Origin of the sequence: Rhabdothermincola sediminis (genome assembly GCF_014805525.1) — a bacterium.
In the GTDB taxonomy this organism is placed as follows: domain Bacteria; phylum Actinomycetota; class Acidimicrobiia; order Acidimicrobiales; family Acidimicrobilacustridaceae; genus Rhabdothermincola; species Rhabdothermincola sediminis.
Genome location: NZ_JACFSZ010000008.1, coordinates 76,812 through 103,660, shown reverse-complemented (window position 1 = coordinate 103,660; position 26,849 = coordinate 76,812). Strand labels below are relative to the sequence as shown.

Sequence of the window (26,849 nt, the reverse complement as noted above, 5' to 3'; positions counted from 1 at the left end):
CGCAAGGTGAGGGCAGGTGTTCGGACGGCGGTCACCGTACCAGTGAGCGTCCTGGTGAACTGTTCAGGAAGCCGAGGCTCACGACCGCCATCTCATGAACAGTTCGGGGAGGGGACGGGGTCCGGGGGCGGGATCCGGGGGCGGCGGCCGGTGAGCAGCACATGGGGGTGCAGGTAGCCCCGGTCCAGACGTTCGACCTCTACCTCCAAGCCGGCCGCCCGCAGCACCTCACCGAGCTCGGTCGAGCTGGCGAAGTCGAGTGCTGACCCGGCGGTGATGCGCAGGACCTTCGTCGCCAGCACCTCCTGGAACGCCGCCAGCCGGTGCTTCCACCTCGGTCGGGTGTCGGTCTCCTTCACCAGCAGCAGCCCGCCGGGGGCCAGCGCCGCCGCGCACCGGCGCAGGAGCTCCGCCCTCGCCTCCGGACCGAGCAGGTAGAGCACGTCGGTGATGACGATTGCGTCCCACTCACCGGTCGGTAGCGAGCCGTCCGGCGAGACCGCGAAGACGGCCGACGTGGCCGGGGACGCAGCCGCCGCTCGGCGCGCCAGCTCGATCTTGTGCTCGTCGATGTCGACACCCGTGACCTCCCGGCCGGGGGCGCACGCTGCCAGGTAGAGGCTCACCAAGCCGTGACCACACCCCAGGTCGAGGATCCGGCCGGCCCGTGGCACCCGCCGCTCCAACTCGTCGATGGGGCAGGTGAGCCAGCGGACCTGCACGTGGAAGCGGTCGCCGGCAGGCGCATGGCGATAGCGGGCCAGCGTCGTTCGGGCGATGGTCGAGCGCGGCCGCTTCACGGTCCGATCACCTCACGGTCGGCTCGGGGTCGAGCTCGGCGAAGGTGCCCAGCCGGAAGCCGGCTTCGTCGATCGCGGTGCGCACGGTCCGCGAGCAGAGGGCCTCGAGCTCGTCACTCCACCGGTAGCCCCACCGGTACCGTCGCAGATCAGGGTCGCCCCGCTCGCCCGGATGGGTGGCGAGCTCGGCCGATTCGGCCCCACCGCTGGCCAGGCGGTCCACCGCGGCGACCATGCCACCGAGGTCGAGGGCCCCCGCCTCGTCGAGTCCCGTCGATGCCCGCGGGTAGAGCCATCCCCGCTCGTCGCAGCACGCCTCGAGGTCCCGAGCCAGGCGCCTCACCGTCCAGCCGATCACACCTCGAGCCGAGGAGCGGGTGACGCGCACCGCGCGCACCCCGAAGCGCTCACCCAGCTCGAAGAGCACGTCCCGAACGGCTGGCCAGAGGTGCACGTTCTGATGGGTGTCGAGGTGATCGACCGCTCGCCCCGCACCGAGGATGCGCTCGAGCTGGGCGGTGAACTCCCGGCGGATGTCCGCCGGGTCGACTCGCCGGGCCGCGAGCAGCGGGAGGAGCTGCCTCCACGACGGCCGCAGGCGACCCCGCGTGTCGACGAGCGTCGGGATCTCGCGGGCCTCCAGCAGCGGCGGATCCTCTCCCACCGCCGCGAGGTGTGCGCCCGTGCCGAGCTGAGGCGCGTCATCGAGCCACCGCACCGTCCGCTCGAAGGCCGGCCCGAGGGCCAGCACCGACGTCGAGGTGACAACCCCGTCCCGGTGCGATCGGAGGATGGCCCGGGACACGCCTTCGGTCAGCCCGAAATCGTCAGCGTTCACGATGAGCAACCGGCTCATGGTTCGGTCGACGGGCTGCGGTGCTCCAGCAGGCTGGCAGGGAGGGGTTCGAGGGATCTCAGGTCGCTGCGCAACTCCCACATCTCGCGCAGGATCTGGAGGATGACGGCGTTCGATGACAGCGTCGAGATGCCTCTGGTGCGGGGGAAGTAGTCGACCCCGAACTGGACGATGTGAAAACCGAGCCGGTGGGCGCGAGCGAGCAGTTCGACGTCGATGAAGGACCCTTCGCTCTTGAGCTCGATGTGATCGAACACCCGGCGACGGAGCAGCTTGAACGCGAAGTTCATGTCACGCAGGCGCAGCCCGAACGCCAGTTGCACCAGGTGGTTGTAGACGTAGGAGTACACGAGCCGGCGGGGGCCTTCTCCGGTGCGGTCGAACCGGTACGCGCTCACGATGTCGGCCTCGTAGATGCGCAACAGCCGGACCGCCTTCGTCGTCTCCGCCAGATCGAAAGGCAGATCGGCGTCGGTGTAGAGGACCAGCTCGCCGGTGGCGTTCGCGAAGCCGGTCTTCAGGGAGCCGCCGAGCTTGCGGTTCCGTTCGTGATGGATGACACGCAACTGCTCGTGCTCGGCCGCCAGCTTGTCCGCGATCACCGGGGTGTTGTCCGTGGACGCGTCGTCGATCACCAGGATGTCGAAGGTGCCGATCTCGCCGGTGGCGACGAGTCGATCGCCAGCGTCGAACGCTGCTGCCACGGCGCGCTCGATCGTGGCCTCCTCGTTCCACATCGGGAAGAAGATCGTCAGGCTCTCGAAGTGCGGTCGGCGCGCGGACGAGGCCATCTCAGGCAACGTAGTACCCGCGCGCATAGGCAGACGCCAACAACGTGAGCAGCATCGCGCTCACGATGAGCGTGGCCAGCCGCAGCCTCGGGCGAGGATCGAGGAGGGTGGCCAGCACGGCGAAGCACGGGAACGCCGCCAGCAGGTACCGGCCGACACCTTGGAAGTCCTTGGTGCCGGCGAGGGGCACCGCGAGCAGGGTGATCGCATAGACCCCGTACCCCCAACCGAGCCGCTTCCAGACGAGGACGGTGAGTGCCAGGAACCCGAGCAGCAAGGTGGCCTGCAGGATGAGCCCGAGGGTGTAGGCGGACTCGGTCCAGGGCGCGGGATGGTGGGTGGTGGAGCCGGTCACGGAGTCACTCAACCAGAACGGCAGGTGCTTGAGACGCTGGAAGAAGGTGACCTTGAACCACGTGCGAGGACCCGATCCCTGGTCCCAGCCTGCGGCGCGCTGGATCTTCACCCAGAGCAGCGGGTCGCCGAAGCGGCTCCACAGGTAGCCCGACCAGGCGACCAGTCCGGTGAGCGAGAGCAGCACCCCCGCGTCGGCCGGTCTCAAGCCCCGGACCTTCCGCCAACCCCCCCGCCGTTCGACGAGCACGGCGACCAGACCGAGCACGACCGCCAGGGCCACCGGTCGGGCCGCGGTGGCGACCGCTCCGGCGAGCCCGGCCAGGACCGGATGGTCCCGCTCCAGTAGCACGAACGCCGCCAGCACCGCCACCAGGAACAGCGCGTCGGCGTACACCGCGCCGAACAGGTACCACCCGTAGGGGAACAGCACGAGCAGGAGCACGGTGGTGCGCGCTGCGGAGGACCCGAGCCGCTCGAGGGTCCACCGGTAGAGCAGCACGGTCGCGACCAGGCCGCACACGAACGTGATCAGGACGCCGGCCAGGATCTCGTCGCCGAGCACCCATCCCACGGCCCGCATCGACAGCGGGTACGCGGGGAAGAACGCCACCGGTGACTGCTGATCGGGACCGAGCGAGTAGTAGCCGGTGCGAGCGATGAGGTCGTACCAGCCCCCGTCGAAGCGGAACCAACCCCCGAGTAGCCATGACCCCCTGAACGGCACAGGTGCCACCGGGTAGCCGGGATGACGCTCCAACCAGTGGTCGGAGACCCACACCACCAGCACCAGCCAGCAGGCGACGGCGAGGAAGGCGACGACCGGGTAACGAAGGCGTTGCCAGGTCCCGCTCTGACCCTCCATGCGGCCGCCCAGGCTACGGCTGCCGGTCAGGCCTGGAACGGACCCGCACTGGTCTCCGCGGGGGCGGCGGTCCTCGACGGCTGCCGGTCAGGCCTGGAACGGACCCTTGCCCATCTGCTCGCGCACGGTGACGACGGGCGGGTTGGTGAGCGTGCGCCGTTGCCAGTTGGCCCCGTCAACCACGAGCGTGTGACCGGAGATGAACCGTGCGTACGGCGAGGCGAGGAAGGTTGCGGCCCAGCCGAGCTCGCGCACCCGACCGACGCGCATCGCCGGCTGGCAGGCATCCTTCTCGCTGGTGCGGTCGAGGTTGCCCTTGATGTCCGCGGTCATGTCGTCATGGGGGAAGAGCCCGGGCACGAGGCCGTTGACCTGGATGCCGTAGGGACCCCACTCGACGGCGAGGGTCTCGACCATGTTCTTCACCCCTGCCTTCGCCGCGGCCGAGTGCGCGAAGCCCGGCCCGCCGGTCCACGCGTACGAGGCACCCACGTTGATGATCGATCCCGGGATCCCCTCCGCGAGATGGCGCCTCGCGAACTCGCGAGCGCAGAAGAACGTGCCGTTCAGGGTGATGTCGACGACCGTGCGCCAGGCGTTGGGGCTCATGTCCTCGGCCGGCACCGGGAAGTTCGCCGCGGCGTTGTTCACCAGCACGTGCGGCAGGCCCAGCACGCGCTCGATGTCGTCGAACGCCGCCGCGATCGCCTCGGGGTCACGGATGTCACAGGCCACGGCATGAACCGGACCGCCCAGCGCCGCGATGGCCTCGACCCCGGCATCGAGATGCTCGGGCTTGCGGCTGGCGATGGCGACGGCCGCGCCGAGCCGGGCGAACTCCGTGGCGATCGCCTTGCCCAGACCGGTACCACCACCCGTGACGAGCACGACGTGGCCGTCGAAGGTGCCAGGTGGCAGCGCCGAGGCACCCAGCGGCGGCGGTTCGGGTAGACCCATGTCGTCTCCTTGCGGTTCGGCGACCGGTGCGCGGCTCAGCCGCGGACGTAACGGGGCTCGCGACCTTCGGCCTTCGATGCCTTGAACTCGGCGAAGTCGGCGGAGGTCGCGATCACGGTCTGGGCGAGCAGCTCCTCTTCCATCGAGGCGAGCACCTCGGGGTCGGCGAGGTTGGCGATGACCCGGCGGGCCAGCTTGACCGTGAGAGGCGGAGCGGCCGCGATGGCGCCCGCCATCTCGCGCACCACCTCATCGAGGGTGTCGAGCGGGACGACACGGCTGACCACGCCGTGGTGGAGGGCCTCCTCCGCGGTCAGCACCCGCCCGGTGAACACCATGTCGCTCACCAGCCCGTGACCGGCCATCTGGTACAGGCGAGCCACCCCACCGGTGTCCGGTATCACGCCGTGGGTGACCTCCGGCAACCTGAAGCGACTACCTTCGGCCGCGACCCGGATGTCGCAGAGCAACGCCCGTTGGAACGATCCTCCGATCGTCCAACCCTTGCAGGCCACGATGACCGGCACATCGAGCGCGAGGACGGTCTGGATGCCGCGGTGACCCCGCTGCATGAGCTGGTGGTGGGTGAGCTGGGTGCGGTTCGTGCCGATCGCGCCCACGTCACGGCCTGACGAGAAGCTCTGACCCTCTCCGCGCCAGATCACCGCGCGCACCTCGGGGCGGTTCCTCACCTCCTCGAACGCGGCGAACAGCTGCACGTCCATCTCGTCGTCGAAGGCGTTGTGCTTGTCCGGGTTGTCGTTGGTGATCACGGCAACGTGGCCGTCGATCTCGAGGTGCACACGCCCACTCATCGGCCCTCCCGCGCGCTCGAAGGACGACTCACCCTAGCCAACGGGGGTTCGGCTGGTCAGGGTGCCGGGGGGCGCTGGTGGATCGACACCGCGTAGTCCCCGCCGTCGGCGAAGGGCTCCCGGTCCCAGGTCGCGTACCGCTCGACGAGCACCAGCCCGGCCGTGCCGCAGTACCGGTCGTGGTCGGCCAGGGTGTATCCCCGCCCGAGCTGGAAGCCAGCAACCATCTGGCCGCCGGTGCGGACGTGGCGGGCACAGCCTGCCACCAGCGCGGCTTCGGTTCCCGGAGGGGTGAACAGCGGCACGTTGCCGGCCAGCACGACCACGTCGAAGGCCCGGCCCAGGTCCAGCGACGCCAGATCCGCCAGGACCCACTCGATCTCCGGGGCTCGCTCCCGGGCGACGGCGAGCATCGACGGGTCGCGATCGGCACCCACCACCTCGATCCCCCGGCGGTGCAACTCGATCGCCACCCGGCCCGTACCGCACCCGGCGTCGAGCACGGTCCGCGGCCGGTACGAGGCGACGAGGTTCGCCTCGCCGTGGATGTCGACCCCCTGCGCCTGGAGCTGATCGAAGCGCTCCTGGTAGCGGGCACCGTCGAACCCGCGGCCGAGGGTCAGCGGGGATCGAGGCCCGCGGCTCGGCGATGCGGATCCCGGCTCGGCAGGCACGCCGAACACGATAGGTCCCGGTCCGGTCAGCCGGATCGGCGCATCCCGGCCCCCGCGTCGACAGGTTCCGGGAGCTCGTGGCGGGCGGTCTCCTCCCACACCGACCATTCCGGCTCGGCGAGTCGCAGGTCATCGGGCCACGCCTCGATCACGGTGGTAGCCCAGTCCGCCCACGCTGCCACCATGTCGACGAAGTCGACCATGAAGCGGCCCATCAGGGTGAGGACCGCGGCCCGCTCGGGGAACGGACCCTGACCCGCGAGGTAGCTGCGTGCCACCGCCACGTTCTCGGCGTTCCGCCGCTCGGCCCAGGCGCGGATGCTCCGGACGGCCGCCAGGGCGGTCTGCTTGCTGCCGTGATCCGCGAAGAAGACCTTGAGTCCCTGCTCGAACTCCATCACCGGGCCCTCGCCAGGCGTGCCGAGCCATCGCCGGAGCGCTCGACGCGGGCTACCGCCAGCCGTTCCTGGAAGCGGCGGGCATCGGCGCCGCCGACCGCGTCCTCGACGTGGGCTGCGGATCTGGGGAGACCACACTCGACGCCGCCCGCCTGGCTGAGGGTGAGGCAGCGCTCGGCGTGGACCTCTCCTCGGCGATGCTCGAGGTGGCTCGCACCGCTCGCGGGCAACGAGTGGACCCGGGAGCTCTCCGGTGCGCTCGCTGCGGGACGCGACATGCCTCCGCCGCCCCCGGATGCTCCCGGCCCCTTCGCGCTCTCCGATCCACAGCGAATGGAGGGCATCCTCGTCGCCGCCGGTTGCGAGGAGATCCGGCTCGACCCGGTCGAGGCGCCGATGTGGTTCGGCGACACCGCCGACGACGCGTGCGAGTTTGTGCTCGACGTCTCGGAGTGGATGCTCGAGGGGCTGGACGACGACGGCCGGTCCCGGGCGCTCGGCGCGCTCCGATCGAGCATCGAGGCCCACGCGGGATCGGCCGGGGTGCTCTACGCGTCAGCCGCCTGGCTGATCCGAGCTCGCAAGGGCTGAGCCCAAACGCCGCTCTGGGGCGTCCACACCGAACCTGCCGCCCCGGGGATCCGGCATACCGATCGCCACGGCGGCGGTTCTGCGCCTCATGGCTCGATCCCGACTCGGATCCCGTGCTCGCCCCGAGGGATATCTTGCTGTATGGGCCGCTAGCTCATCGGGTAGAGCAGGGGACTTTTAATCCCAAGGTGCTGGGTTCGAGACCCAGGCGGCCCACCGCCACGCTGCTGCTCGGGAAGATCACCCGGCGTGAAGGTGAACATCTCGTGACCGGGGCCCACGAATGGTCTAGTGCGTCCTGTCCGGGGGTGACCGGAACGGCCGGACCGAACGCCCATACCCACGAGGGGCTCTGCACGTTGAGACGGGCACTCCACCGTCCTGGCGTGCCGACGGGGACGTACACGTAGGTGGACAGCTCCGTGCCCGAGGTGCGGAGATCGATCGGTGAGAAGACCGGGCTGTTCAGCCGCAGGGTGTTCCAGCTCCGGGTCACGGAGCGGGTGCCCGCCAGCGCGCCAGCGCCTTCGTACTTCGTCGTCGTGTCGACGGATGCCTGGCTGTTCTCGCCGACCCAGCCTTGCAGGCCGCCGTTCCAGCCGTACCGGATGGGCGCCGTCGCTGCGTCCACCGTCGTCAACGGCAGGAGTCCGAGCAGCGTCGCCGTGACGACCAGCAAGGCGCCGAGCCCCAGGCGGTTTCGCTTCAGGCGCGTGGGACCGTCTGATCGGGAGAGGTTGAGGGGATTGACCACGTGACCTTCCTTTCGCATCGGGAGCGGTCACGGAGGGGCATCGGAAGATCTCGCGGTCGTTCCTGAGAGGGATTTCGACTACGCGACAAATTTCTCACCGGCCGCGTCGGACGAGCGCCCAAGATGGGTCGGCTCGGGCCACGAGTCGCGCGCACCGCCGCCGGGTCACGATCGCGGCTCCCCCTCCATATCCGTCCCCCCCTCCCTCTCCCCGAACTGTTCATGAAATAACGGCCTGAGACCGCGCTCCGATGAACAGTTCGATGGGCGACGGGTCGGGCTGCGCGCGGGTCAGCGGCCGGCGGCGCGAACCACGGTCACCGGGCAGGGGGCGTAGTGCACGACCTGCTGGCTGACCGAACCGAGGAGCGCACCCTTGAACCCGCCGTAGCCACGTGAGCCGACGACGATGAGATCGTCTGCGCCGGCCTGGTCGAGCAGCGCACGCACCGGGGTGCCCTCGACGACATGGGCCTCGACTCGGTCGGCTCCGTCCTCCCCGAGCTCCTCGACCAGCGTCTCGCGGAGTCGCTGCGCGACGGCCTGGCTCAGCTCCTCGATCTCCGTCGGGGCGTTGGTGGCCACGATCAGCGGCGAGAACTCCCACGCCCACACGGCGACGAGCGGTGCCCCCCAGCGCTCGGCCTCGGAGGCCGCCCACCGCAACGCGGCCCGGGAACCGTCCGATCCGTCGACACCCACGATGACCCGGTTCATCTCGCCTCCTCGATCACCCGACCGGACGCAGTCGGGGTCGGCCCTGCTCGTGCGCCTTCATCGCAGCGTCAGACCACCGTCGACGACCACCACCTGCCCGGTGAGGTATCGCGCCGCGGCCACGTCGAGCACCACCTGCGCCACGTCTTCGGGTTCTCCGGAACGACCGAGCGGCGCGCGCTCGGCCATGGCCTCGTGCAGCGGCCCCCACCCGGCCGTCCAAGGTGTGCGGATCAAGCCCGGCGCCACCGCGTTGACCCGCACCGCAGGGCCCACCACGTTCGCGACCAATGCGGTCAGGTGGTTGAGCGCGGCCTTCGATGCGGCGTAGGGGATCGAACTACCGGTTGGACGGACGCCGGCAACCGAGGTGATGTTGACCACCGCGCCGTCGCCCGACGACCGCAGCGCAGGCATGGCGAGCCTGGTCAGGTTCCACGTGCCCAGCACGTTCACGTCGAGGATCCGCCGGAACACCGCGTCGGTGACCGCATCGAGGTCGTGGTGCGGGATCACCTCGGTCACCCCAGCGTTGTTGACGAGCACGTCGAGGCGTCCGGCCTGCCGCACCACCGTGTCGACCAGCCTCTGGCAGTCGTCCTCACGGGAGATGTCGGCCTGGACGTAGAAGGCGCCGGGCAATGACGACGCGACGGCCTGCCCCGCTTCGGTCGATGACGACGAGTTCACCACCACCCTCGCGCCCTCGCCGGCGAACGCGCGGGCGCACGCCGCGCCGATGCCGCTGGAAGAGCCCGTCACGAGCACGACCTTGCCCGTGAACCGCTCCGTCGGGCCGGTGGAGCTCATGGCCCCAGCAACGTAGCGCGCCTCACCCGCCGACCCGCGAGGCCGGCCCCACCTCGCCAGTCGACGTGCTCGAACCCGTTCGGGCCGCCTCGAGCAGCGCCTCCCACTGCGAGGTCGACAGCTCGCCGCTGGCACGCCCGACCACCCTGCCGTCGGGCCCGATGACCACGAAGTACGGGAACGACGACAACCCGTAGGCGCTGGCGGCGGCCTGGTCCTGATCATCGAGCATGGTCGGTACGGGCCACGCCTCCCGCCGGAGCCAGGCACCCGGTGGGTAGTTGCCACGATCGGGGGCCACGGCCGTGCTCACCGCGAAGAGGTCGACGTCGGTCGGCATGCCGTTCGCCTCCAACCAATCGGTGAGGCGCGGGACCTCCTTCTGGCAGTGGGGGCACCAGTGCGCCAGGAACGCCACGATCTTGGGCCGGCCGTCGCCGGGATCGATGCGCACCGCCTCCCCGTCGAAGGACTCCCCCACGAGACCCGGCGCAGGCTGCCCGACCGCGGTATCCGGGGTGGCCTGCGAGAACGCTGGCAGCGCGGAACCGGTGACCTGCACCGGCCCAGTGCTCCGATCGCCACTCGGCACCACCGTCCCGCCCGACGGTGACGCGCCACCACCGGCCACGTCATCACCCGACGAGCGGGTGGCGAGCAGGGCGATGCCCGCGGCGAGCAGGACGACCAGCACCGCGCCGCCGATGATCCAGCCGGTGCGGGTTCGCGCCTCGGAGGCCGCCCGGGCCTGGCGGGCCCGTTCAGAGCGAGACGAGCTCGTGGTCGGTCGATTCGACAACGGAGACCTCCTGGGGCGCGGGCCGAGCCAGCACCATCATCGTGATCACGAACGAGAAACCGCACAGCGCCATGAACGGCAGCGACACGAAACCAAACTCCCACACATGACGGGTGGTGCAGGGAGCCTCGGCCGTGCAGAACGACGTGCCGCTGTCGGGTGGGAAGGCCTGGATCCAGCTGTGGTAGACGCTGAAACCGGCCCCGGTCACGGCGAGGGGCAGGGCGTACCAGCGCACCTCCCGGTCACGACGCACCGCGGCGACGATGAGAACGACCGCGAGGGAGTACATGAAGATGCGCTGATACCAACACAGGGTGCACGGCGTGAACCCGGCGACCTGCGAGTAGTAGAGGCTCCCCATGGTGGCCACCACCGCGACGAGCGCTGCGAGCGCCACCGACGCGGCACCTACGTCACGGCGCAACGCCGCCAGCACCGGTGAGGGAACGACCCGCTGGACCACACTCGCGATCAGCGTCGCCGCCACCCCGCCGAGGCAGCACAACGCGAGCACGGCGAAGAAGAACGAGGCCGTCGGCACACCCATGAGCGACCGCTAGTGTACGGGCGAAGCGAGGGCCGCTGGGATCACCAGCGGCCCCCGTACTCACTGGACTGGAGGCCTGGCGTGATGCTCGCGCCAGTCCGGACTCAGTGCTCGATGGTGACGTCGATCACCCTCGGGTGAGCGTCGAGGGCCCGGACCGCGCCGACGGCCCGCACGGAGGCCATCTCGGCCACCGCCGGCTCCACCGGCACGTTCGGGCGCAGCATGACCCGCAGGTCGTCGCCCACCCGGCGCACGTGCGCCTCGGCCATCGAGCCGTCCAACCCGTGGCGGCTCAGCACCTCCCGGAGCGAGCGGGTCGCGGCGTCGGCGTGGCGGCGCAGCGGAGCACTGGCCGCCTCGGTGACGGCCAGGTCCAGCTCGTCCGTGCCCTCGTGCACCACGGTGGCCCAGTCTGTGTACGGGGAGCGGGAGACGTCACCGGCAACAACGAGCGGAACGAACCTCCGGAGCGCGCAACGGACACCGTCCTCACCGGGAGCTGGCCCGTTACCAGGCTGGCCTCGGACTACCACCGCCACGTCGATGTGCTCCCGCTCGAGCGGGCAGGTCCCGGGCTCGGTCAGGCCTCGGCACGGGAAGGCGGGAGTCCCCGCCTCGTGGCACCGGGACACCTCATGTCCCGCCTCGGCCAACTCGGCGGCTGCATCCGCCGCGGCTCCCGGATCCCCTTCGAGAAGCAACACGCGCATCGGGCTACACCTCCTGGCCGCTACGGCGGACCCCCTGATCGGCGATACGACACCCGATGGTCGGGGGTCGGCGTGGCCCTGGCACAGGGCACGGCGTCCTGGCGCGATGGGACCTAAGTCCTTTCATCGCCCGACCGCCTGCCCTGCCCGACGGCTCCCCAGGCGAGTCAGACTGCCGGCACGGGTCTTCGGGCCCGATCCCCCCGAACCACCCTCCCGCAAGGAAGGACCACATGGCCCCCAACGACGACCGGAGCATGTTTTCGCTGTTCGCCTCGCTGCTCTCCGTGGCCGCGTTCCTGCTAGCCGCGATCGGCATCGTGGTGGTGGTCAACAAGGACGAAGGTGGTGCTGCCACCACGAAGGCCCCACCGGTATCGGTCACCATCTCCGAGTTCAAGATCGCGCCGGCCAGCATCTCGGTCGGCACCGGCGGGTCGCTGCTGGTCACCAACGGGGGGTCTCAGGTGCACAACCTCGAGATCGTGGGCGGCCCCAAGACCCGCGACCTCGCTCCTGGCGCCAGCCAGGAGCTCGACGTCTCGAGCCTCGCGCCCGGCACCTACGACGTGCTCTGCAACATCCCCGGTCACGCGGACGCCGGCATGAAGGGCACCCTCACCGTGTCGGCCGGGGCGGCTGCGGCCACCACGGACACCGCCGCCGCGGGTGGCCACAGCGGCCACAGCGCGGCGGACTGGGCGAAGCTCGACCAGCAGATGATCGACAGCGCGAACGGCTACGTGAACGCCATCCTGGAGTCGGCCGCTGCGGGCGGCGGGATGACCACCAACGGCGTGCCGGGCCTACGAGCCGTCCCGACCGAGGGTGTCGGCAACCAGAAGCTGGAGCCGGAGATCCTCCCGGACGGGACCAAGCGGTTCAATCTCACGGCGGCGATCACCCAGTGGCAGGTGGAGCCCGAGCGCACCGTCGAGGCCTGGACCTACAACGGGATGGTGCCCTCACCGTGGATCCGGGTCGAGCCGGGTGACCGGGTGCAGGTCGTCCTCAAGAACGACCTACCGGTGAACACCGACATCCACTTCCACGGGATCACCACGCCGTTCCCCTCCGATGGCGTGTCGCCCATCACCCAGCCACCGATCAAGCCGGGTGAGACCTACACCTACACCTTCACCGCACCGGACCGACCCGAGCTCGGGATGTACCACCCCCACAATCACGGCCAGGTGGCGGTGGTGAACGGGATGTTCGGCATGTTCCAAGTCGGTGACCTCCCGCTGCCACGGGGGCGGACGATCAACGGCGTCACCGTCCCGGCGAACCTCCAGGTCGCCCAGGAGATCCCGATGGTGCTGAACGACGCGGGCGTGATCGGCCTGACCTTGAACGGCAAGGGCTTCCCGGCCACCGATCCCATCGTGAGCAAGGTCGGCGACTGGCACCTCGTCCACTACCAGAACGAGGGTCTGCAGATCCACCCCATGCACCTGCACCACATGCCGCAGCTGGTGGTGGCGAAGGACGGCTTCCCCCTCGAGCAGCCCTACTGGGTCGACACCCTGAACGTGGCCCCGGGCGAGCGCTACAGCGTGCTGGTGCAGAGCCGCCCCGAGGACCTCAACGTCGAGTACCAGCCCGGACAGCCGGCCGCCGCCCAGTACGGCATCTGGGCCTACCACTGCCACATCCTCACCCATGCGGAGAGCGATGCCGGCCTCCACGGCATGGTGACCGCCTGGATCGTCACCCCCTGAGCGCTCTCAGATCCGGGGATGCTCGGGAAGCCCGACCTCAGACCGTGACCTCGGACGTCGTGTGGGTGGCCGCCACCGGAAGATGCGGCGGCCACCCACTCGTCCGGGCACCCTCGTCAGCCCCGGAAGGCCTCGGGTGGCATCGGCTGGCTCACTCGACGGCCGGTGATCTCACCGATGGGCACCCGCACCCAGTTCGACTTCTCGTGTGACGACCAGGGACGCAACGGGAGCTTCGCCAGCCGGTCACGCTCGGCGGCGTCGACCACCAGCTCAGACCGACCGGTGACAAGGACGCTCCAGCCGGTCTGGGTCCGCCCGTCGGTCTGGTCCACCTCGAAGGCCACGGCGGCGGAGCGGACCGCTGCATCGAACTTCGTGCCCTCGGCCGTGCGGAACACGACGTCCTCTCCATCCATCACGTAGTTCACCGGCAGGATCACGGGCTGCCCGGCGACCACGACGGCCACCCGGCCCACCTGCTGGCCGGCCAGCAGCTCCAGGCACGTCTTGCGATCGAGCACCTCGATCCCGGTCTTGCTATCGACCAGTCGCATCGCGACACCTCCTGCTCACCCCCGAGGTTCCCTCCTGCCCGGTGAGCACGTCCAGAGGAGAAGGTCGTTCGTCACCGGCTCCAGGCATCTCGCCACCGGCCCCCTCGCCCTGCGGTGGACCGCACCGGTGAGGCCCAAGGGCCTCCGATCCGCCAGGCCTTTTCGCCCTTGCCCCGTCGGCGGGGCCAGGGCACCCTGGGAGCGAGCAACCAGTCGCTGAGGGAAGGAGCCACGATGTCGCACGAACAGCCCTCGGATGAGTGGACCTTCCTGCGACCGGACGAGTTCGTCGATGACGACGCGGTCGAACGGGCCGATCAGGCTGCAGAACGCCAGCCCGAGGAACAAGCGATGCACGTGTCGCCGATCGACCGTCTCCCGGCCAACGATCCCGGGCGAGCAGACGTGGACACCGGCACCCCCTCCGGCGACGACGCTGACGAGCGCTCGATGGTGAGCTACTTCGACGACGAGGAGCCGGAGTGGGCGAGTGAGGACGAACGGCCGCCCACGGTCGAGCATGAACCCGATCTGGAGGAGATCCTGGAGAGCCAGCACTACACGTTCCCGCCCACCGAGCGCTGAACCGCTCGCCGTACCGTCCCGAACCGAGGAGGTTCTGCCCACGTGGAAGTCGAGGAGCTCGAGGTCCAGGTGACGACCCGAGGTGACGTGCCCGAGGCCGCCAAGCAGTATGCGGTCGAGAAGGTGACCCATCTCGCCCGTCTTACGAAGCGACCGATCCTGTTCGTGCAGGTGAAGCTCTCGCTCGAAGGCAACCCGTCACGGGAGCGGCCGGCGCTGGCAGAGGCGTCCTTCGACGTGAACGGTCGACACCTGCGGGCTCATGTGGCCGCGCACGACCTGACCGAGGCCGTCGATCTACTCACCGACCGCCTGCGCCGCCGGCTGGAGCGCAGCACCCACCGGATGGATCCGCAACACCGCCCACCGCCGGGAAACGGGCGCTGGCGGCACGGCGACCTGCCCACCCAACGCCCGGAGTACTTCGATCGGCCGGTCGATGAGCGGGAGATCGTCCGTCACAAGACCTTCGCCCTGGCCCCGATGACCTGCGAGGAGGCCGCCTTCGATCTCGACATGCTCGGTCACGACTTCTACCTCTTCACCGACATCGAGACCGGCGCCGACAGCGTGCTGTTCCATCCCGAAGGATCCGACCATCTCGAGCTGATGCAGGCCGCCGACGAGAACCGGGTACCGGAGTCGTGCTCAGCTCCAGTCGTCGCCAGCACGCAACGACCGGCCACGATGGCGGTCAGCGAGGCAGAGGAGCGGCTCGACGTCTCGAAGGAGCCGTTCGTGTTCTTCGTCAACGTCGAGACGGGGAGGGGGAACGTCATCTACCGCCGCTACGACGGCCACTACGGTCTGATCACCCCGGCATGAACATCGAGACGACCCCCAGGTGATCACCATGACGACCGAGACCACCGACGCCCCGGCCGGCGCGCCAGCACAAACCACCAAGCCGCGCGTCGTGGTGGGTGTCGACGGTTCCGAGGGATCCCGGGCCGCACTCGCCTTCGCCGCTCAGGAGGCTCGGCTGCGCGGTGCCCGGCTGGAGGTCGTCGTCGCCTGGCAGTACCCGGTCCTCACGACCATGCCGGCGTTCGGCGTGCTGCCGCCGGTCGACGAGATGGCCAGCGAGGCCCGCCAGGGCTTGGAGCAGCTCATCCGTGACGAGGGCCTGGCCGCGGACCCCGAGCTCGAGGTGGTCCCGGTGGTCGCACAAGGCCCGGCCGCAGCCGCATTGCTCGACGCTTCGAAGGACGCCGACCTGCTGGTGGTGGGCTCACGTGGCCACGGCGGGTTCACCGGGCTCTTGCTCGGTTCGGTCAGCCAGGCGTGCGTCACCCACGCGATCTGTCCGGTCGTGGTCGTGCCGAGGCCGCCGGGAGGGCCGGGCGACTGACGTCGCGACCGGCGCCCACCCGACGGCTCCGGCCACCGGCGGGACCTGCGATAGACAAGAGCGGTGGAGGTCATGGCCGAGCCCGAGCGGACCGCCGGGCTCACCACCGCCGACGTCGAGCAGCGCCGCGCCGAGGGGCTCACGAACGACGTTCCGGACCCCACGAGCCGCACCGTCGGCCAAATCATCCGGGCGAACGTTTTCACGCCCTTCAACTTCCTGCTCGGCAGCCTGCTCCTCGTGATCCTCGCGGTACGCGAGTACCGCGATGCTCTGTTCGGCATCGTCCTCGTCGCCAACGCTCTCATCGGCATCATCCAGGAGACCCGTTCCAAGCGGGCGCTCGACCGGCTCGCGCTGCTCAACCAGCCCCGGGTGACCGTGCTTCGCGACGGCGCCCCGGTGGAGGTCTCGACCCGCGAGCTGGTCCTCGACGACGTGATCGTGCTGAGTCTCGGCGACCAGATCACCGTGGACGGCACGGTCATCGACACCGCGGGCCTGGAGGTCGACGAGTCCCTGCTCACTGGCGAAGCGGACCCGGTGGACAAAGCACCCGGCGACCGCGTGCTCTCCGGCAGCTTCGTGGTCGCCGGTGGCGGCCGCATCAGGGCGACCGGCGTCGGATCCGACGCCTACGCCTTCCGGCTGAGCAGCGAAGCCCGCCGCTTCTCCCTCGTGCGCTCGGAGCTGCGCGAGGGCATCAACCGGATCATCTCCTTCGTCGGCTGGCTCATGGCGCCCACGGCGGTGTTGCTGGTGACCGCGCAGATCCGTGCCGACGAGGGCTTCATCTCCGCGGTGCAGGGCTCGGTCGCCGGTCTGGTGGCCATGGTGCCCGAGGGCCTCGTGTTGCTGACCAGCATCGCGTTCGCGGTCGGCGCCACCCGGCTGGCCCGCCAGCAGGTGCTGACCCAGGAACTGGCCGCCATCGAAGGGCTGGCACGGGTCGACGTCATCTGTCTCGACAAGACCGGCACCCTCACCGAAGGCGAGCTGGTGCTCGCCACCGTCGAGCACCTCGACGGTGGCGACCCCGACGCCGCAGCCGCCCTGGCAGCGCTCGCGGCAGCAGACGAGCACCCGAACCCCAGCCTGCTCGCGATCCGGTCGCAGTACGCCACCCCTCCCGGCTGGACGCTCAGCAGCTCGGTGCCGTTCTCCTCCGCCCGCAAGTGGAGCGCCGCGGACTTCGAGGGCCACGGCGGCTGGTTCCTCGGAGCCCCCGACATCCTGCTCACCAACGCCGCGCCGTCGGGTGACGCCTCCGAGCGGCTCCGCTCCTACACCGAGCGAGGACGCCGGGTGCTCATGCTCGCCCGCTCGCCCGCCGGCCTGCGCGGCGAGGAGCTCCCTGACGGGCTGGTGCCGGTGGCGCTCGTCGTGCTGGAAGAGAAGCTCCGGGACGCCGCGCCCGGCATGATCCGCTACTTCGAGGCCCAGCAGGTCACGGTGAAGGTGATCTCCGGGGACAACCCGGTCACCGTCGCCGCGGTCGCCCAGCGGGCGGGCGTGGCCGGCGCGGCTCACGCCTTCGACGCCCGCCAGCTCCCCGAGGACCCCACCGAGCTCGCTCGGGTGATGGAGGACCACGCGGTCTTCGGCCGGGTCACCCCGCAACAGAAGCGCTCGATGGTCCACGCGCTGCAGTCGACGGGGCACACCGTGGCGATGACCGGCGATGGTGTCAACGACACCCTGGCACTGAAGGACGCCGACATCGGTGTCGCGATGGGCACCGGCAGCCAGGCTGCTCGTGCCGTCGCCAGGTTCGTGCTGCTCGGCAACGACTTCGCCTTGTTCCCCTCGGTCGTGGCCGAGGGACGCCGGGTGATCGCCAACGTGGAGCGGGTGGCCAACCTCTTCCTCACCAAGACCTTCTACGCCATGCTGCTCGCGCTCGCGGTCGGCGTCGCGGGACTGCCGTTCCCGTTCATCCCCAGGCACTTCACGATCATCTCCAGCCTCACCATCGGCATCCCGGGTTTCTTCCTCGCGCTGGCACCGAATGCCCGGCGGGCCCGGCCGAACTTCCTCGCCCGAGTACTGCGCTTCGCCGCCCCCGCCGGGTTGGTCGCCGCGACCGCCACGCTCACCGCCTACCAGATCGCTCGCGAGGTCGAGGACCTCGACGTCGAGGTCGCTCGCACCGTCGCGGTCATCGTGCTGTTCATGGTGGCCATCTGGGTGCTCGCCATCCTGGCCAGGCCCTTCAACGGCTGGCGCGCCGCGCTGGTGGGATCGATGGCAGGAGCGTTCTTCCTCACCCTCGCGCTACCCCGGCTACGGGCCTACTTCGAGTTGCCGCTCCCGCCGGCCGATGCGTTGCTGGTCGCGGTCGCGGTGGGGGCAGCAGCCTGCGGGTTGCTGGAACTGGGCTGGCGACTGGCTGGCTGGGTCGATCGGAACACGTCCATCAACCTCGAGATGGCCGCTCGCTGACCCGCTCATCCAGCAGGCGCACCCGATCGCCGGTCAGCGCCGCGCGGATCCCTTGCGCTGCCGTTCCGCCAGGCGAGCCGCGTAGACCGCGGCTTCGGTCCGCCGCTGCATGCCCATCTTCGACAACAGGTTCGACACGTAGTTCTTGACCGTCTTCTCCGCGAGGTACATCCGATCGGCGATCTCGCGGTTGGTGAGTCCCTCGGCGAGCAGATCGAGGATGCGTCGCTCCTGGTCGGTCAGCGCCTCGACCCGCTCGTCACCCACGGAGCCGTTGCGCAGCCGGTCGAGCACCCTCGCCGTCACCGAGGGATCGAGCAACGACTGGCCCGAAGCCACCGCTCGCACAGCGTCGACGAGCTCAGAGGCGCGGATCTGCTTGAGGACGTAACCGGCCGCGCCGGCCATGATCGCGTCGAACAACGCCTCGTCGTCCGCGTAAGAGGTCAGCATCAGGCAGTGGAGCTGCGGCATCTTGGACCGCACCTCGCGGCAGACCTCCACCCCATCGCCGTCCGGCAGCCGCACGTCGAGCACGGCCACGTCCGGGTTCGTGGCGGGAATGCGCCGCAGTGCCTCCTCCGCGGTGCTCGCCTCGCCGATCACCTCCATGTCGCCGGCGCCTTCGAGCAGCTCTCGAAGCCCGCGGCGCACCACCTCGTGGTCATCGAGCAGGAACACCCGGATCGGCACCCCGACATTGTGCCCGATGCCGACTCCGATCGTGGGCGAGCTCCCGATCGGGGAGCGGGTCAGCCACTCCCGTCGGGACCCAGGTGGTGGCGCTCGAGCGCCCCTTCGCCGTACCACCCGCCGATGCGGCGGCCGGTGACCAGGTCGGTGCTGATCGCCACCCAGTGGTCGGTCTGCTCGTTCGCCCACGGCCGAAGGGGGAGCCGGCGGAGCCGCTCGAGGTCGTGTGGGTCGGTGACCAGCGACGACTGGCCCCGCACCAGGACCGACCAGCCCGTGTGGCTCACCGGATCGATCTGGTCGGTCTCGAACGCCACGATGGCCCCCAGGAGCGCGGCCCGCAGCTTGCCCCCCTCCGAGGTGCGGATGATGATGCGCTCGCGCTCGGCGTCGTATGCGAAGTTCACCGGCAGCACGACCGGCAACGCGTTGATCGACAGACCGACCCGACCCACCGGCACGGTGCGCAGCAGCCCGAGGCAGTGCCCGCGGTCGAGGATCTCCATGCCGTTTCGGTCTTCTTCCACCATCGACGATGGTGCGCGGCCCACCTCAGCATCGGGTAGGGCCGAACGTCCCGCACGGCAGGGCGGGTCCACCCGCGCGCTGCGCCCACTACGCTCAGGATGCATGTACCGGACGGTGGTGGTGCCTCTCGACGGATCCGAGCTCGCCGAGCGGGCCCTCCGCCCCGCATCCGCCGTCGCCCGGGCCGCGGGCGCCGAGCTGCAGCTGATGCGCGTCGTCGGAGCTGGCGGGACCGAGGAAGCCCATCGCTACCTCGAAGGGTGGGCGGCGCGTCTGGACGTGCCCTGCCGCCCGCCCTACGTGATCGAATCCGATTGGGTGGCGGAGTGCATCGCCAACGCGGCCGAGGAGCCCGGCGCGCTCATCTGCCTGACCAGCCACGGGAGCAGCGGGGTGCGCCGGGTCCTGCTCGGCTCGGTCGCCGAGGACGTCTTGCGTCTCGGCTCCGGACCGGTGCTGGTGGTGGGCCCGGAACTGGCCACGGGCAGCTCGACGCTCCGAGGCGGGCGCCTCCTGGTGTGCACGGACGGGTCCGCCTTCTCGGAGTCCATCCTGCCCGTCGCGGCGGAATGGGCGAGCCGCTTCGGGCTCGAACCCTGGGTGACCAGCGTGGTCGACCCGGACGCCGCGGCGAGAGCCGCTGGCCGCGAGCCCGTACCGGACACCGTCGACAGCGCCCACGTGGAGCGGCTGGCCCGGGGGCTGGGCGTGAACGGGACCGTCGGGGGGTGGGAGGTCCTCTACGACCGCGATCCAGCGGCGGCGATCGTCGACTTCGCAGCCCGGCTCCCTGCCGCGATCGTGGCCATGGCCACGCACGGCACGACGGGGCTGGCGCGGGTGGCGATCGGCAGCGTCGCCGCCGACGTGGTGCGCCACGCACCCTGCCCGGTGCTGGTCCTCCGCCCCGACGGCCTCCACGACGAGGGGCCGGCCGAGCCGCCCGCCAGCTGAGCGGGCTTCCCGGTCGGCTCCACGGTCATCCGCGAGGAACCCGTCCTTCCACGGCGTCGTCGCCGAACAGCGCCCGGGTCACGGGCTCGTAGTTCGGGCCGCGGCGGAGGTGGTGGCCGCCGTCCACGTTGATGGTGGCGCCGGTGATCCAACTCGACTCCGGCCCGAGCAGGAAGCGCACCAGCGCCGCCACGTCGTCGACGGTGCCGGTTCGGCGCACCGGCATCTGGTCGAGGTAGTCGCCTCGGATCTGCTCGTCGGCCATCACGAGTGACACCAGGTCGGTGTCGACCAAGCCCGGTTGCACCGAGTTCACCCGCACCCCGGCCACCCCGAGCTCGTCCGCGGCCACCCGAACCAGCATGTCGATGGCCGCCTTGCTGACGCAGTACGGGCCCATGAACCGGTGCGTGGCCACCCCCGCGATCGACGAGATGGCGACCATGGCACCCCCGCCACTGGCGCTGATGGCCGCGCCGGCGTGCTTGAAGGTGAGGAAGGTCCCGGTGGTGTTGGTGGCGAGGATGCTCTCCCACTCCTCGAGCGGGGTGACCAGGAGCGGCCCGAGCCCGCCCCGGCCGGCGGCGGCGACGGCCAGGTGGAGCGAACCGAGCGGCGCCGTGGCGGTCTCGACCGCGGCGCGCACCTGATCTTCGTCCGCGACGTCGCACACCACCCAGTGGACCGACCCCTCACCTGCCAACTCCTCCCGCAGCAGATCGGCGGCCTCGCGCAGCCTCGACTCGGTGCGACCGGCGATGGTGACCGTCGCGCCGTCACGCAGGAGGTACCGCGCGCACTGCAAGCCAATGCCGCTGCCTCCACCGGTCACCAGCGCTGCCTGCCCTGCCAACGTGCTCATCCGCACCGCCACCTCGACGCTCTCGAACCCGGCGAAACCTACGCTGTCCGCGTGGGCACCACCACTCCTCAGCGGCTCGCGCCGATGCGCGCCGTGCTGGTCGACGCCGTCCCGGATGACGATGACCAGTGGTCCTACGAGATCAAGTGGGACGGCATGCGCGCCATCGCCGTGGTCGAGCACGGCGAGCTCCGACTCCACACGGCGAACCTGCTCGACGCCACCGATCGGTTCCCGGAGCTACAGGACCTGGCCGCGGCCATCGCCCCCCACACGGCCGTCCTCGACGGCGAGATCGTGGCCCTGGACGGCCACGGGATCCCGGACTTCGGTCGGCTGCAACCACGCATACAGGCCCGCAGCCCCGCCTCGGTGCAGGAAGCCGCCGCCCGCCAGCCTGTGGTGTACGTGTTGTTCGACCTGCTGGCGCTCGACGGTCGGGACCTCACCTCCCTGCCGTACGAGCAGCGCCGATCCATCCTGCGCGACCTGATCGCCCCCGGCCCCGCCTGGCGGGTCACCGACGCGTGGACCGGTGGGGGCCGGGAGTTGCTCGAGGTCATGCGCGACCGCGGCCTGGAGGGGCTGATCGCCAAGCGGCTCGGCAGCCACTACGAACCGGGACGCCGCTCCAGCGCCTGGCGGAAGCTGAAGGTCCGCCAGCAGCAGGAGCTGGTGGTCGGCGGTTGGCTGCCCGGCAAGGGCGCGCGAGCGGCGAGCTTCGGAGCCCTGCTCGTCGGCTACGTCGATGGCCCGTCGCTGCGGTACGCGGGCCGCGTCGGCACCGGCTTCGACGACCGCGAGCTGCATGAGCTGCGGCGCCTGCTCGACGCCCGCTCGACCGACCGCTGCCCGTTCGATCCGCCACCGCCGGCGGCGGTGCGCAAGCTCGCCCGGTGGGCCGAGCCGACCCTCGTGGTGGAGGTCGCCTTCCGGGAATGGACCTCCGACGGGATCCTCCGCCAGCCGGTGTACCTCGGCCAGCGGATCGACAAGGACGCGAGCCAGGTGGTGCGCGAGCGTGCGTGAGCGGCACGGCGCGACCCGGTCCGGGGGCGGAGACGTGCGATGCTGGCATCGTGCGATCCCGCTTGGTGGGTGACGAGGTACGACTCGTCATCCCGGCCACGCCCGCCTACAGCCGGGTCGCACGCGTGGCTGTCTCGGGGATCGCGGCTCGCCTCGGCCTGCGGCTGGCGGAGATCGAGGACCTGCGGATCGCGGTCGACGAGACGCTGATCCTGCTCCTCCGTGCCGCCGGCACGGCGGACACCATCGCGCTCACCTTCCACATCCAAGCCGGCAGGCTCACCATCGACGCAGGGGCGAGCACCGCCCCGAGCGGTCACCGGCTCGACGACGCGGTGCGTTCGCGCTTCGAGCACCTCGTGGGACCGGTCGTCGACGAGTACCAGATCGGCGACCAGGGCGAGCGGGTGCGCCTGGTGAAGACGCTGCCCACCTGACCGGTCCACCACGATCCGGTCCTGTGCCGGTTCAGCGCCCGGTGTGACCGAACCCGCCGTCGCCCCGGTGGGAGCCATCGAGCTCCTCGACCACGTCGAGCACCACGTGCTCCACGGGCTGGATGACGAGCTGGGCGATGCGCTCGCCGCGCACCACCTCGAAGTCCGCCACCGCATCGGTGTTCACGAGCAGCACCTTCAACTCACCCCGGTAGCCGCTGTCGATCAGGCCGGGCGAGTTGAGGCACGTCACCCCGTGGTGGAGCGCGAGCCCGCTCCTGGGCTGGACGAAACCGGCGAACCCTTCCGGGATGGCGATGGCCACACCGCAGGGCACCAACGCCCGCCCGCCCCCGGCGGGGATCACCACGTCGTGCCGAGCCAGTAGGTCGAGACCGGCGTCGCCCGGCCGGGCGTAGGCGGGAAGTGGGAGATCAGGGTCGAGACGGAGCAGCGGGATGCGCAGCACGAGCGCAGGCTAGGCGCGACACGGAACGGGACGAGCACGCTCTCGGCCGGCCGCGTCTACCATGCGGCCGATGTCATTCGAGCCCGCAGCTGGCTCGCGAAGGCTGCGCGATCACATCGGGGTGCTCCGTCGCCGGGCGCTCGTCGTCGTCGCCATCACCCTCGTCGCCGCTCTCGCCGCGCTCGGGCTGTCGCTGACCCAACCTCGCCGCTACACGGCCACCGCACAGGTGCTGTTCCAACAGGACACGGCTACGGTGCAGGATCCGCGGCCCGACCAGATCGTCGACAGCAAGCGCCTCGACCCGGTACGGGTGATGCAGAACGAGGTCCGCCTGGCCTCGAGCGAACTGGTCCGAGAGCGGGCACAGGGCGCGCTCGGCCGACCGGTGAGCGGCTCGGTGACCAACGTCCGTGACTCGGACGTCCTCCTCTTCTCCGCTCGCGCCGCGACACCGGACGACGCGGCCACCGCGGCGAACGCCTGGGCCGATGCGTACACCGCGGTGCGAGCGGACCTGTCGGCCTCCCGGACCACCGCCAGCTCGTCGGCCATCGACGCACAGCTCGACGCCATCGACTCCCGGTTGGCGGGGATCGACCGGGAGCTCGACGCCGGACCCGGCGCCGAGCGGGCGGTGGCGCTGGACGCAGAGCGAGCCGCGCTGATCGACCAGCGCGCCGCGTGGGTCCGCCAGCAGCAGGTCTTGGCGGCCGACATCGCGCTGGCATCGACCAACGACGCGCGAGTCATCGACCGTGCCGATCCCCCACGACACCCTTCACAGCCGGCCACGCTGCGCAACCTGCTCCTGGCCGTGCTGGTGGGGCTCGTGCTCGGCTTGGGCACGGGGTACGCGGTCGATGAGCTCGACGACGCCATCCGGAACGTCGACGACCTGGCGCGGGCGTTGACCTTGCCCGTCATCGGCGCCGCGAGCACGCTGCCGACATCGGGCGACGTACGGGTCGTCCCCGCCGACGATCCCGCGCTGATCGAAGCCGGCGTCGCACCGCTGGCACCACCGGAAACGGGTACCGGTCGCGCTCAGGTCCTGGTGGTGCCCCGCGGGTCACGGGGGCGGCAGGTGCGGGAGCGGGCCACGGCCCTCGATCGGCTCGGGGTGCACCTCGTGGGCGCGGTGCTGGCCTTAGGCGAGGGGGACGCCTCGGCCGGCTCGACGCCGGACCTCGAGGGGTCCCGCCGCCTCGCCTCCCAGGCGACTGGCGGGCAGCTGCGCACATGACCGCCGTCCACGTCGTCGTGGACGCCCTGCCGGTCCACTTCGGCGGCGGAGCCACCTACCTCACGAACCAGCTCCGGGCCCTGCAGCGCGTGGCCCCGGACGTGCAGGTTCAGCTCCTCGCCGGGCGATGGAACGTGCCGCTGCTCCGCGAGAGCGGGCTGCCCTCCGCGCAGGTCGAGGTGATCCGCGTCCCCGACGGCGTCGGCCGTGGTGTCTGGGAACAGGTGGCCCTCCCCGGTCGAGCCACCCCGCCGGCAGTGCTGTACGCGCCGGGAGGCATCGTGCCGCTCCGTCCGTGCCGGGTCCCAGTGCTGGCGGCCCTCCAGAACCCGAACTTCTTCGGCCGTGGCCGGCAGGCCAACCACAACCGACGCTGGCACCGCCGGTGGCGGGTGGCGCTGCACCGGTGGTCAGCCCGCCACGCGGATCACCTCATCACGGTCTCCGAGTCGTTCCGCCGGGAGGTGCTCGACGATCTCCCCGAACTGGCGCCCCGCCTCAGCGTCATCCCGAGCGGCATCGCTCCACTCCCCAGCGAACACCTTCCCCCACCCACGTTCCCGCCCGGGGTCGACGATTTCGTCCTGTCGCTCGCCAACGACGCCCCACACAAGCAACTCGACCTGCTGTGCGAGGCCTGGGGTGAAGCGGTGGCCATCGCAGCCGACGTCCCGCCGCTCGTGCTCGCCGGCGCCATCCCGGCGGCGCGCCAGCAACACCAACGCTCGCTCGTCCCACCCCGGTCCCGCTCCTCCCTGCACCACCTCGGACCAGTGGTGCGGCGGGAGGAGGTGGCGTGGCTGCTCGGCCGGGCGCGGGCCCTGGTGTCGGCCTCGACGCTCGAGACGTTCGGGTTCACCCCGGCCGAGGCGGGGGAAGCCGGGTGCCCGGTGATCCTCTCCGACATCCCCGCACATCGCGAAGTCGCCGGCGAGCACGCGACCTACGTGCCCGCCGGCGACCGGACTGCTCTGCGGAACGCGCTGGCGGACCTGCCCGCGCCCGGCACCCGCCGGCCCTGGCGCTGGCCCGTGTCCTGGGACGACCACGCTCGCAGGCTCCATGAGGTCCTGCTGCGCCTGGCGAACCGCCCCCGGCACCGGACGAGCACATGACCGGCGCCGGCGTGCGTCCCGAACGGCGCGCCGGCTCGGCGGCGGCCGCAACGTCGCCGGCCTCTCGCCCCTCGTTCCGGCACGACTTCGCGTCCACCACGGCGACGAACCTGTTCATCAGCCTCGTCAACGTCGTGACCGGGGTCCTGGTGGCGCGCCTGCTCAACCCGGCCGGGCGGGGCGAGCTGGCGGCGATCCTCAACTGGCCCACGTTCCTCGGCATGCTCACGACCCTCGGGATGACCGAAGCACTCGTCTTCTATCCCGCTCGCCAGCGCACCCGCGCCGGCCGCTACCTCGGCACCGGCCTGGTGGTGTCGCTGTCGGCGAGTGCCGGATTCGTCGCCGTGGGCTGGGTTCTGATGCCGGTGCTGCTGGCAGCTCAGGACGCCTCCGTCGTGGCGGGGGCGCGCTGGTACCTGCTGCAGGTCCCCGTCGCCGCGGTGATCGGGCTCGTGATCGGGCCCCTCCGGGGCATCGGTGACGTGCGGGCGTGGAACGTGCTCCGTTCGGTGCCGACGCTGCTCTGGTTGGGCACGCTGGTGGTGTTCGCCACACGCGGTGGGGGTCGGCCCGAACCCGCGACGGTGGCCATCAGCTTCGTCGCGGCCCGAGCCGTGCTGGCCCCGGTCGCGGTGCTGTTCGTCCGGCGCCGACTACGCCAGCCCCTCCGGCCCGATCTGTCGCTCGCCCCCTCGCTGCTGCGCTTCGGCCTCCCAAGCGCGCTGGCCGCCCTCCCCACGACCTTGAACGTGCGGTTGGACCAGCTCCTGATCGCCGCCTTCCTCCCACCAGGGGACCTGGGGCTGTACGCGGTGGCGGTGTCGTGGAGCACGCTCTCCTCACCGGTGATGGCCGCGTTCGGCAACGTGTTGTTCCCGAGGGTGGCCGAGCACGACGACGACGAGGCCCGGGCCGCGCTCGCGGCGCGCGGGGTGCGCACCGCGATCATGCTGTCCGTGGTCCTCACCACCGTGGCCCTCCTGCTGACCCCGATCGGGCTGCCACTGCTGTTCGGGCATCGCTTCGACGTGGCGGTCCCGACCGCGCTGGTGCTGACCGTCGCCGGCGCGGCGTTCGGGGTCACCAGCGTCCAGCAGGAGGTACTCCGGGGCCTCGGCCGCCCCGCGGCGGTCCTGTGGTCCCAACTCGCCGGGCTGGCGGTCACCGTCGCCGGCCTCGCGGTGACGATGCCGACGGGTGGGCTGGCGTGGATCGCGATGGCCAGCGTCGCCGGGTACGGGAGCGCTGCGCTAGCGCTGCTCGTCAACCTGGTCCGGGCCACGGGACTCCCGGCCGGCGCGTTCGTCCTTCCTCGACCTGAGGACCTCCACGCCGTTCGCGCCGCGCTGCCTACGTCGATCCGGCGCCGGCCCGTCAGAGGACCGCTGCCCTGACGGCCCAGCTCCTCTACGT

The 26,849-nt window shown here is 70.9% G+C and carries 30 protein-coding genes, 1 tRNA gene and 1 pseudogene; 14 read left to right on the top strand and 18 right to left on the bottom strand.

All coding sequences use genetic code 11. The features are described from left to right. Positions 1 to 92: 92 nt before the first annotated feature. From HZF19_RS08375 to HZF19_RS08340, 8 genes are all read right to left on the bottom strand, one after another. On the bottom strand, positions 93 to 800 hold the full coding sequence (locus HZF19_RS08375; protein WP_208028309.1) for a class I SAM-dependent methyltransferase: 708 nt from the start codon (positions 798 to 800) through the stop codon (positions 93 to 95). 7 nt (positions 801 to 807) lie between these two features. After that, complete coding sequence (locus HZF19_RS08370; RefSeq protein ID WP_208028308.1) at positions 808 to 1,656, bottom strand: carbohydrate deacetylase; 849 nt, start codon at positions 1,654 to 1,656, stop codon at positions 808 to 810. Next, a complete protein-coding gene (locus HZF19_RS08365; RefSeq protein ID WP_208028307.1) occupies positions 1,653 to 2,447 on the bottom strand; it encodes a glycosyltransferase family 2 protein in 795 nt (264 codons plus the stop codon). The genes HZF19_RS08370 and HZF19_RS08365 overlap by 4 nt, the downstream gene beginning before the upstream one ends. A 1-nt stretch (position 2,448) precedes the next feature. Beyond that, the gene (locus tag HZF19_RS08360) at positions 2,449 to 3,666 is read right to left on the bottom strand and encodes a putative hexosyltransferase (protein ID WP_208028306.1); all 1,218 of its coding nucleotides are present in this window, start codon (positions 3,664 to 3,666) and stop codon (positions 2,449 to 2,451) included. 87 nt (positions 3,667 to 3,753) lie between these two features. Further along, a complete protein-coding gene (locus HZF19_RS08355; protein ID WP_208028305.1) occupies positions 3,754 to 4,623 on the bottom strand; it encodes an SDR family oxidoreductase in 870 nt (289 codons plus the stop codon). A 35-nt stretch (positions 4,624 to 4,658) separates the two neighbouring features. Beyond that, positions 4,659 to 5,438 (bottom strand): enoyl-CoA hydratase/isomerase family protein, encoded by a 780-nt coding sequence (locus HZF19_RS08350; protein WP_208028304.1) that lies wholly within the window; start codon positions 5,436 to 5,438, stop codon positions 4,659 to 4,661. 56 nt (positions 5,439 to 5,494) lie between these two features. Beyond that, complete coding sequence (locus tag HZF19_RS08345) at positions 5,495 to 6,061, bottom strand: class I SAM-dependent methyltransferase (protein ID WP_372443447.1); 567 nt, start codon at positions 6,059 to 6,061, stop codon at positions 5,495 to 5,497. A gap of 77 nt (positions 6,062 to 6,138) precedes the next feature. Further along, positions 6,139 to 6,510, bottom strand: coding sequence for a hypothetical protein (locus tag HZF19_RS08340; RefSeq protein WP_208028302.1), 372 nt, complete (start codon positions 6,508 to 6,510; stop codon positions 6,139 to 6,141). 110 nt (positions 6,511 to 6,620) lie between these two features. Here HZF19_RS08340 and HZF19_RS17415 point away from each other — a divergent pair. The 3 genes and pseudogenes from HZF19_RS17415 to HZF19_RS08325 all read left to right on the top strand — a co-directional run. Continuing rightward, positions 6,621 to 6,686 (top strand): annotated as a pseudogene (locus HZF19_RS17415) (hypothetical protein); the annotation flags it as partial. Positions 6,687 to 6,843: 157 nt separating this feature from the next. Further along, positions 6,844 to 7,101, top strand: coding sequence for a hypothetical protein (locus tag HZF19_RS08330; protein ID WP_208028301.1), 258 nt, complete (start codon positions 6,844 to 6,846; stop codon positions 7,099 to 7,101). Positions 7,102 to 7,244: 143 nt separating this feature from the next. Continuing rightward, positions 7,245 to 7,317 (top strand) — tRNA-Lys (locus HZF19_RS08325). Positions 7,318 to 8,146: 829 nt separating this feature from the next. Here the strand turns inward: HZF19_RS08325 and HZF19_RS08320 are convergent. The 5 genes from HZF19_RS08320 to HZF19_RS08300 all read right to left on the bottom strand — a co-directional run bounded on the left by HZF19_RS08320 (position 8,147) and on the right by HZF19_RS08300 (position 11,444). Next, positions 8,147 to 8,572, bottom strand: a complete 426-nt coding sequence (locus HZF19_RS08320) for a universal stress protein (protein WP_208028300.1) — start codon at positions 8,570 to 8,572, stop codon at positions 8,147 to 8,149. 57 nt (positions 8,573 to 8,629) lie between these two features. Beyond that, entirely contained in the window at positions 8,630 to 9,382 is a 753-nt protein-coding gene (locus tag HZF19_RS08315; protein ID WP_208028299.1) for an SDR family NAD(P)-dependent oxidoreductase, read from the bottom strand. 22 nt (positions 9,383 to 9,404) lie between these two features. Further along, the gene (locus HZF19_RS08310) at positions 9,405 to 10,181 is read right to left on the bottom strand and encodes a TlpA family protein disulfide reductase (protein ID WP_208028298.1); all 777 of its coding nucleotides are present in this window, start codon (positions 10,179 to 10,181) and stop codon (positions 9,405 to 9,407) included. Next, complete coding sequence (locus HZF19_RS08305) at positions 10,144 to 10,731, bottom strand: disulfide bond formation protein B (RefSeq protein WP_208028297.1); 588 nt, start codon at positions 10,729 to 10,731, stop codon at positions 10,144 to 10,146. Before HZF19_RS08305 ends, HZF19_RS08310 begins: the two co-directional genes overlap by 38 nt. Positions 10,732 to 10,835: 104 nt before the next feature. After that, entirely contained in the window at positions 10,836 to 11,444 is a 609-nt protein-coding gene (locus HZF19_RS08300) for a hypothetical protein (RefSeq protein WP_208028296.1), read from the bottom strand. A 233-nt stretch (positions 11,445 to 11,677) separates the two neighbouring features. Here HZF19_RS08300 and HZF19_RS08295 point away from each other — a divergent pair, with 233 nt between their 5' ends. After that, complete coding sequence (locus HZF19_RS08295) at positions 11,678 to 13,165, top strand: multicopper oxidase domain-containing protein (protein WP_208028295.1); 1,488 nt, start codon at positions 11,678 to 11,680, stop codon at positions 13,163 to 13,165. Between the two features lie 116 nt (positions 13,166 to 13,281). On the opposite strand, the gene HZF19_RS08290 is transcribed toward HZF19_RS08295, so the two are convergent. Then, a complete protein-coding gene (locus HZF19_RS08290; RefSeq protein ID WP_208028294.1) occupies positions 13,282 to 13,722 on the bottom strand; it encodes a pyridoxamine 5'-phosphate oxidase family protein in 441 nt (146 codons plus the stop codon). Between the two features lie 234 nt (positions 13,723 to 13,956). Here HZF19_RS08290 and HZF19_RS08285 point away from each other — a divergent pair, with 234 nt between their 5' ends. The 4 genes from HZF19_RS08285 (at position 13,957) to HZF19_RS08270 (ending at position 18,100) form a co-directional block, all read left to right on the top strand. Continuing rightward, on the top strand, positions 13,957 to 14,307 hold the full coding sequence (locus HZF19_RS08285; protein ID WP_208028293.1) for a hypothetical protein: 351 nt from the start codon (positions 13,957 to 13,959) through the stop codon (positions 14,305 to 14,307). A 42-nt stretch (positions 14,308 to 14,349) separates the two neighbouring features. Next, complete coding sequence (locus tag HZF19_RS17115) at positions 14,350 to 15,132, top strand: ribosome hibernation promotion factor (RefSeq protein WP_208028292.1); 783 nt, start codon at positions 14,350 to 14,352, stop codon at positions 15,130 to 15,132. A 28-nt stretch (positions 15,133 to 15,160) separates the two neighbouring features. After that, positions 15,161 to 15,658, top strand: a complete 498-nt coding sequence (locus tag HZF19_RS08275; protein ID WP_208028291.1) for a universal stress protein — start codon at positions 15,161 to 15,163, stop codon at positions 15,656 to 15,658. Positions 15,659 to 15,730: 72 nt separating this feature from the next. Then, positions 15,731 to 18,100 (top strand): HAD-IC family P-type ATPase, encoded by a 2,370-nt coding sequence (locus tag HZF19_RS08270; RefSeq protein WP_208028290.1) that lies wholly within the window; start codon positions 15,731 to 15,733, stop codon positions 18,098 to 18,100. A gap of 33 nt (positions 18,101 to 18,133) precedes the next feature. On the opposite strand, the gene HZF19_RS08265 is transcribed toward HZF19_RS08270, so the two are convergent. Both HZF19_RS08265 and HZF19_RS08260 read right to left on the bottom strand, forming a co-directional pair. Then, positions 18,134 to 18,793, bottom strand: coding sequence for a response regulator (locus HZF19_RS08265; protein WP_307781170.1), 660 nt, complete (start codon positions 18,791 to 18,793; stop codon positions 18,134 to 18,136). A gap of 59 nt (positions 18,794 to 18,852) precedes the next feature. Continuing rightward, the gene (locus tag HZF19_RS08260; RefSeq protein ID WP_208028289.1) at positions 18,853 to 19,320 is read right to left on the bottom strand and encodes a pyridoxamine 5'-phosphate oxidase family protein; all 468 of its coding nucleotides are present in this window, start codon (positions 19,318 to 19,320) and stop codon (positions 18,853 to 18,855) included. Between the two features lie 103 nt (positions 19,321 to 19,423). Between HZF19_RS08260 and HZF19_RS08255 the strand changes: the two genes are divergently transcribed. Then, the gene (locus tag HZF19_RS08255; RefSeq protein ID WP_208028288.1) at positions 19,424 to 20,275 is read left to right on the top strand and encodes a universal stress protein; all 852 of its coding nucleotides are present in this window, start codon (positions 19,424 to 19,426) and stop codon (positions 20,273 to 20,275) included. A gap of 25 nt (positions 20,276 to 20,300) precedes the next feature. On the opposite strand, the gene HZF19_RS08250 is transcribed toward HZF19_RS08255, so the two are convergent. Beyond that, positions 20,301 to 21,137 (bottom strand): SDR family oxidoreductase, encoded by an 837-nt coding sequence (locus HZF19_RS08250; RefSeq protein ID WP_208028287.1) that lies wholly within the window; start codon positions 21,135 to 21,137, stop codon positions 20,301 to 20,303. Between the two features lie 51 nt (positions 21,138 to 21,188). On the opposite strand from HZF19_RS08250, the gene ligD reads away from it, so the two are divergent. Both ligD and HZF19_RS08240 read left to right on the top strand, forming a co-directional pair. Next, positions 21,189 to 22,166 carry a non-homologous end-joining DNA ligase gene (gene ligD, locus HZF19_RS08245; protein WP_208028286.1) on the top strand — a complete coding sequence of 326 codons (978 nt, stop codon included), beginning with the start codon at positions 21,189 to 21,191 and terminating at the stop codon, positions 22,164 to 22,166. Positions 22,167 to 22,216: 50 nt separating this feature from the next. Beyond that, entirely contained in the window at positions 22,217 to 22,603 is a 387-nt protein-coding gene (locus HZF19_RS08240; RefSeq protein WP_208028285.1) for an ATP-binding protein, read from the top strand. 31 nt (positions 22,604 to 22,634) lie between these two features. Here the strand turns inward: HZF19_RS08240 and dut are convergent, their stop codons facing one another. Continuing rightward, a complete protein-coding gene (gene dut, locus HZF19_RS08235) occupies positions 22,635 to 23,072 on the bottom strand; it encodes a dUTP diphosphatase (RefSeq protein WP_208028284.1) in 438 nt (145 codons plus the stop codon). Positions 23,073 to 23,142: 70 nt separating this feature from the next. Between dut and HZF19_RS08230 the strand changes: the two genes are divergently transcribed. The 3 genes from HZF19_RS08230 to HZF19_RS08220 are packed head-to-tail and all read left to right on the top strand — an operon-like array spanning position 23,143 to position 26,830. Next, on the top strand, positions 23,143 to 24,318 hold the full coding sequence (locus HZF19_RS08230; protein WP_208028283.1) for a Wzz/FepE/Etk N-terminal domain-containing protein: 1,176 nt from the start codon (positions 23,143 to 23,145) through the stop codon (positions 24,316 to 24,318). After that, the gene (locus HZF19_RS08225) at positions 24,315 to 25,433 is read left to right on the top strand and encodes a glycosyltransferase family 4 protein (protein WP_208028282.1); all 1,119 of its coding nucleotides are present in this window, start codon (positions 24,315 to 24,317) and stop codon (positions 25,431 to 25,433) included. Before HZF19_RS08230 ends, HZF19_RS08225 begins: the two co-directional genes overlap by 4 nt. Next, positions 25,430 to 26,830, top strand: a complete 1,401-nt coding sequence (locus tag HZF19_RS08220; protein WP_208028281.1) for a lipopolysaccharide biosynthesis protein — start codon at positions 25,430 to 25,432, stop codon at positions 26,828 to 26,830. The genes HZF19_RS08225 and HZF19_RS08220 overlap by 4 nt, the downstream gene beginning before the upstream one ends. The last annotated feature ends 19 nt before the right edge of the window (positions 26,831 to 26,849 follow it).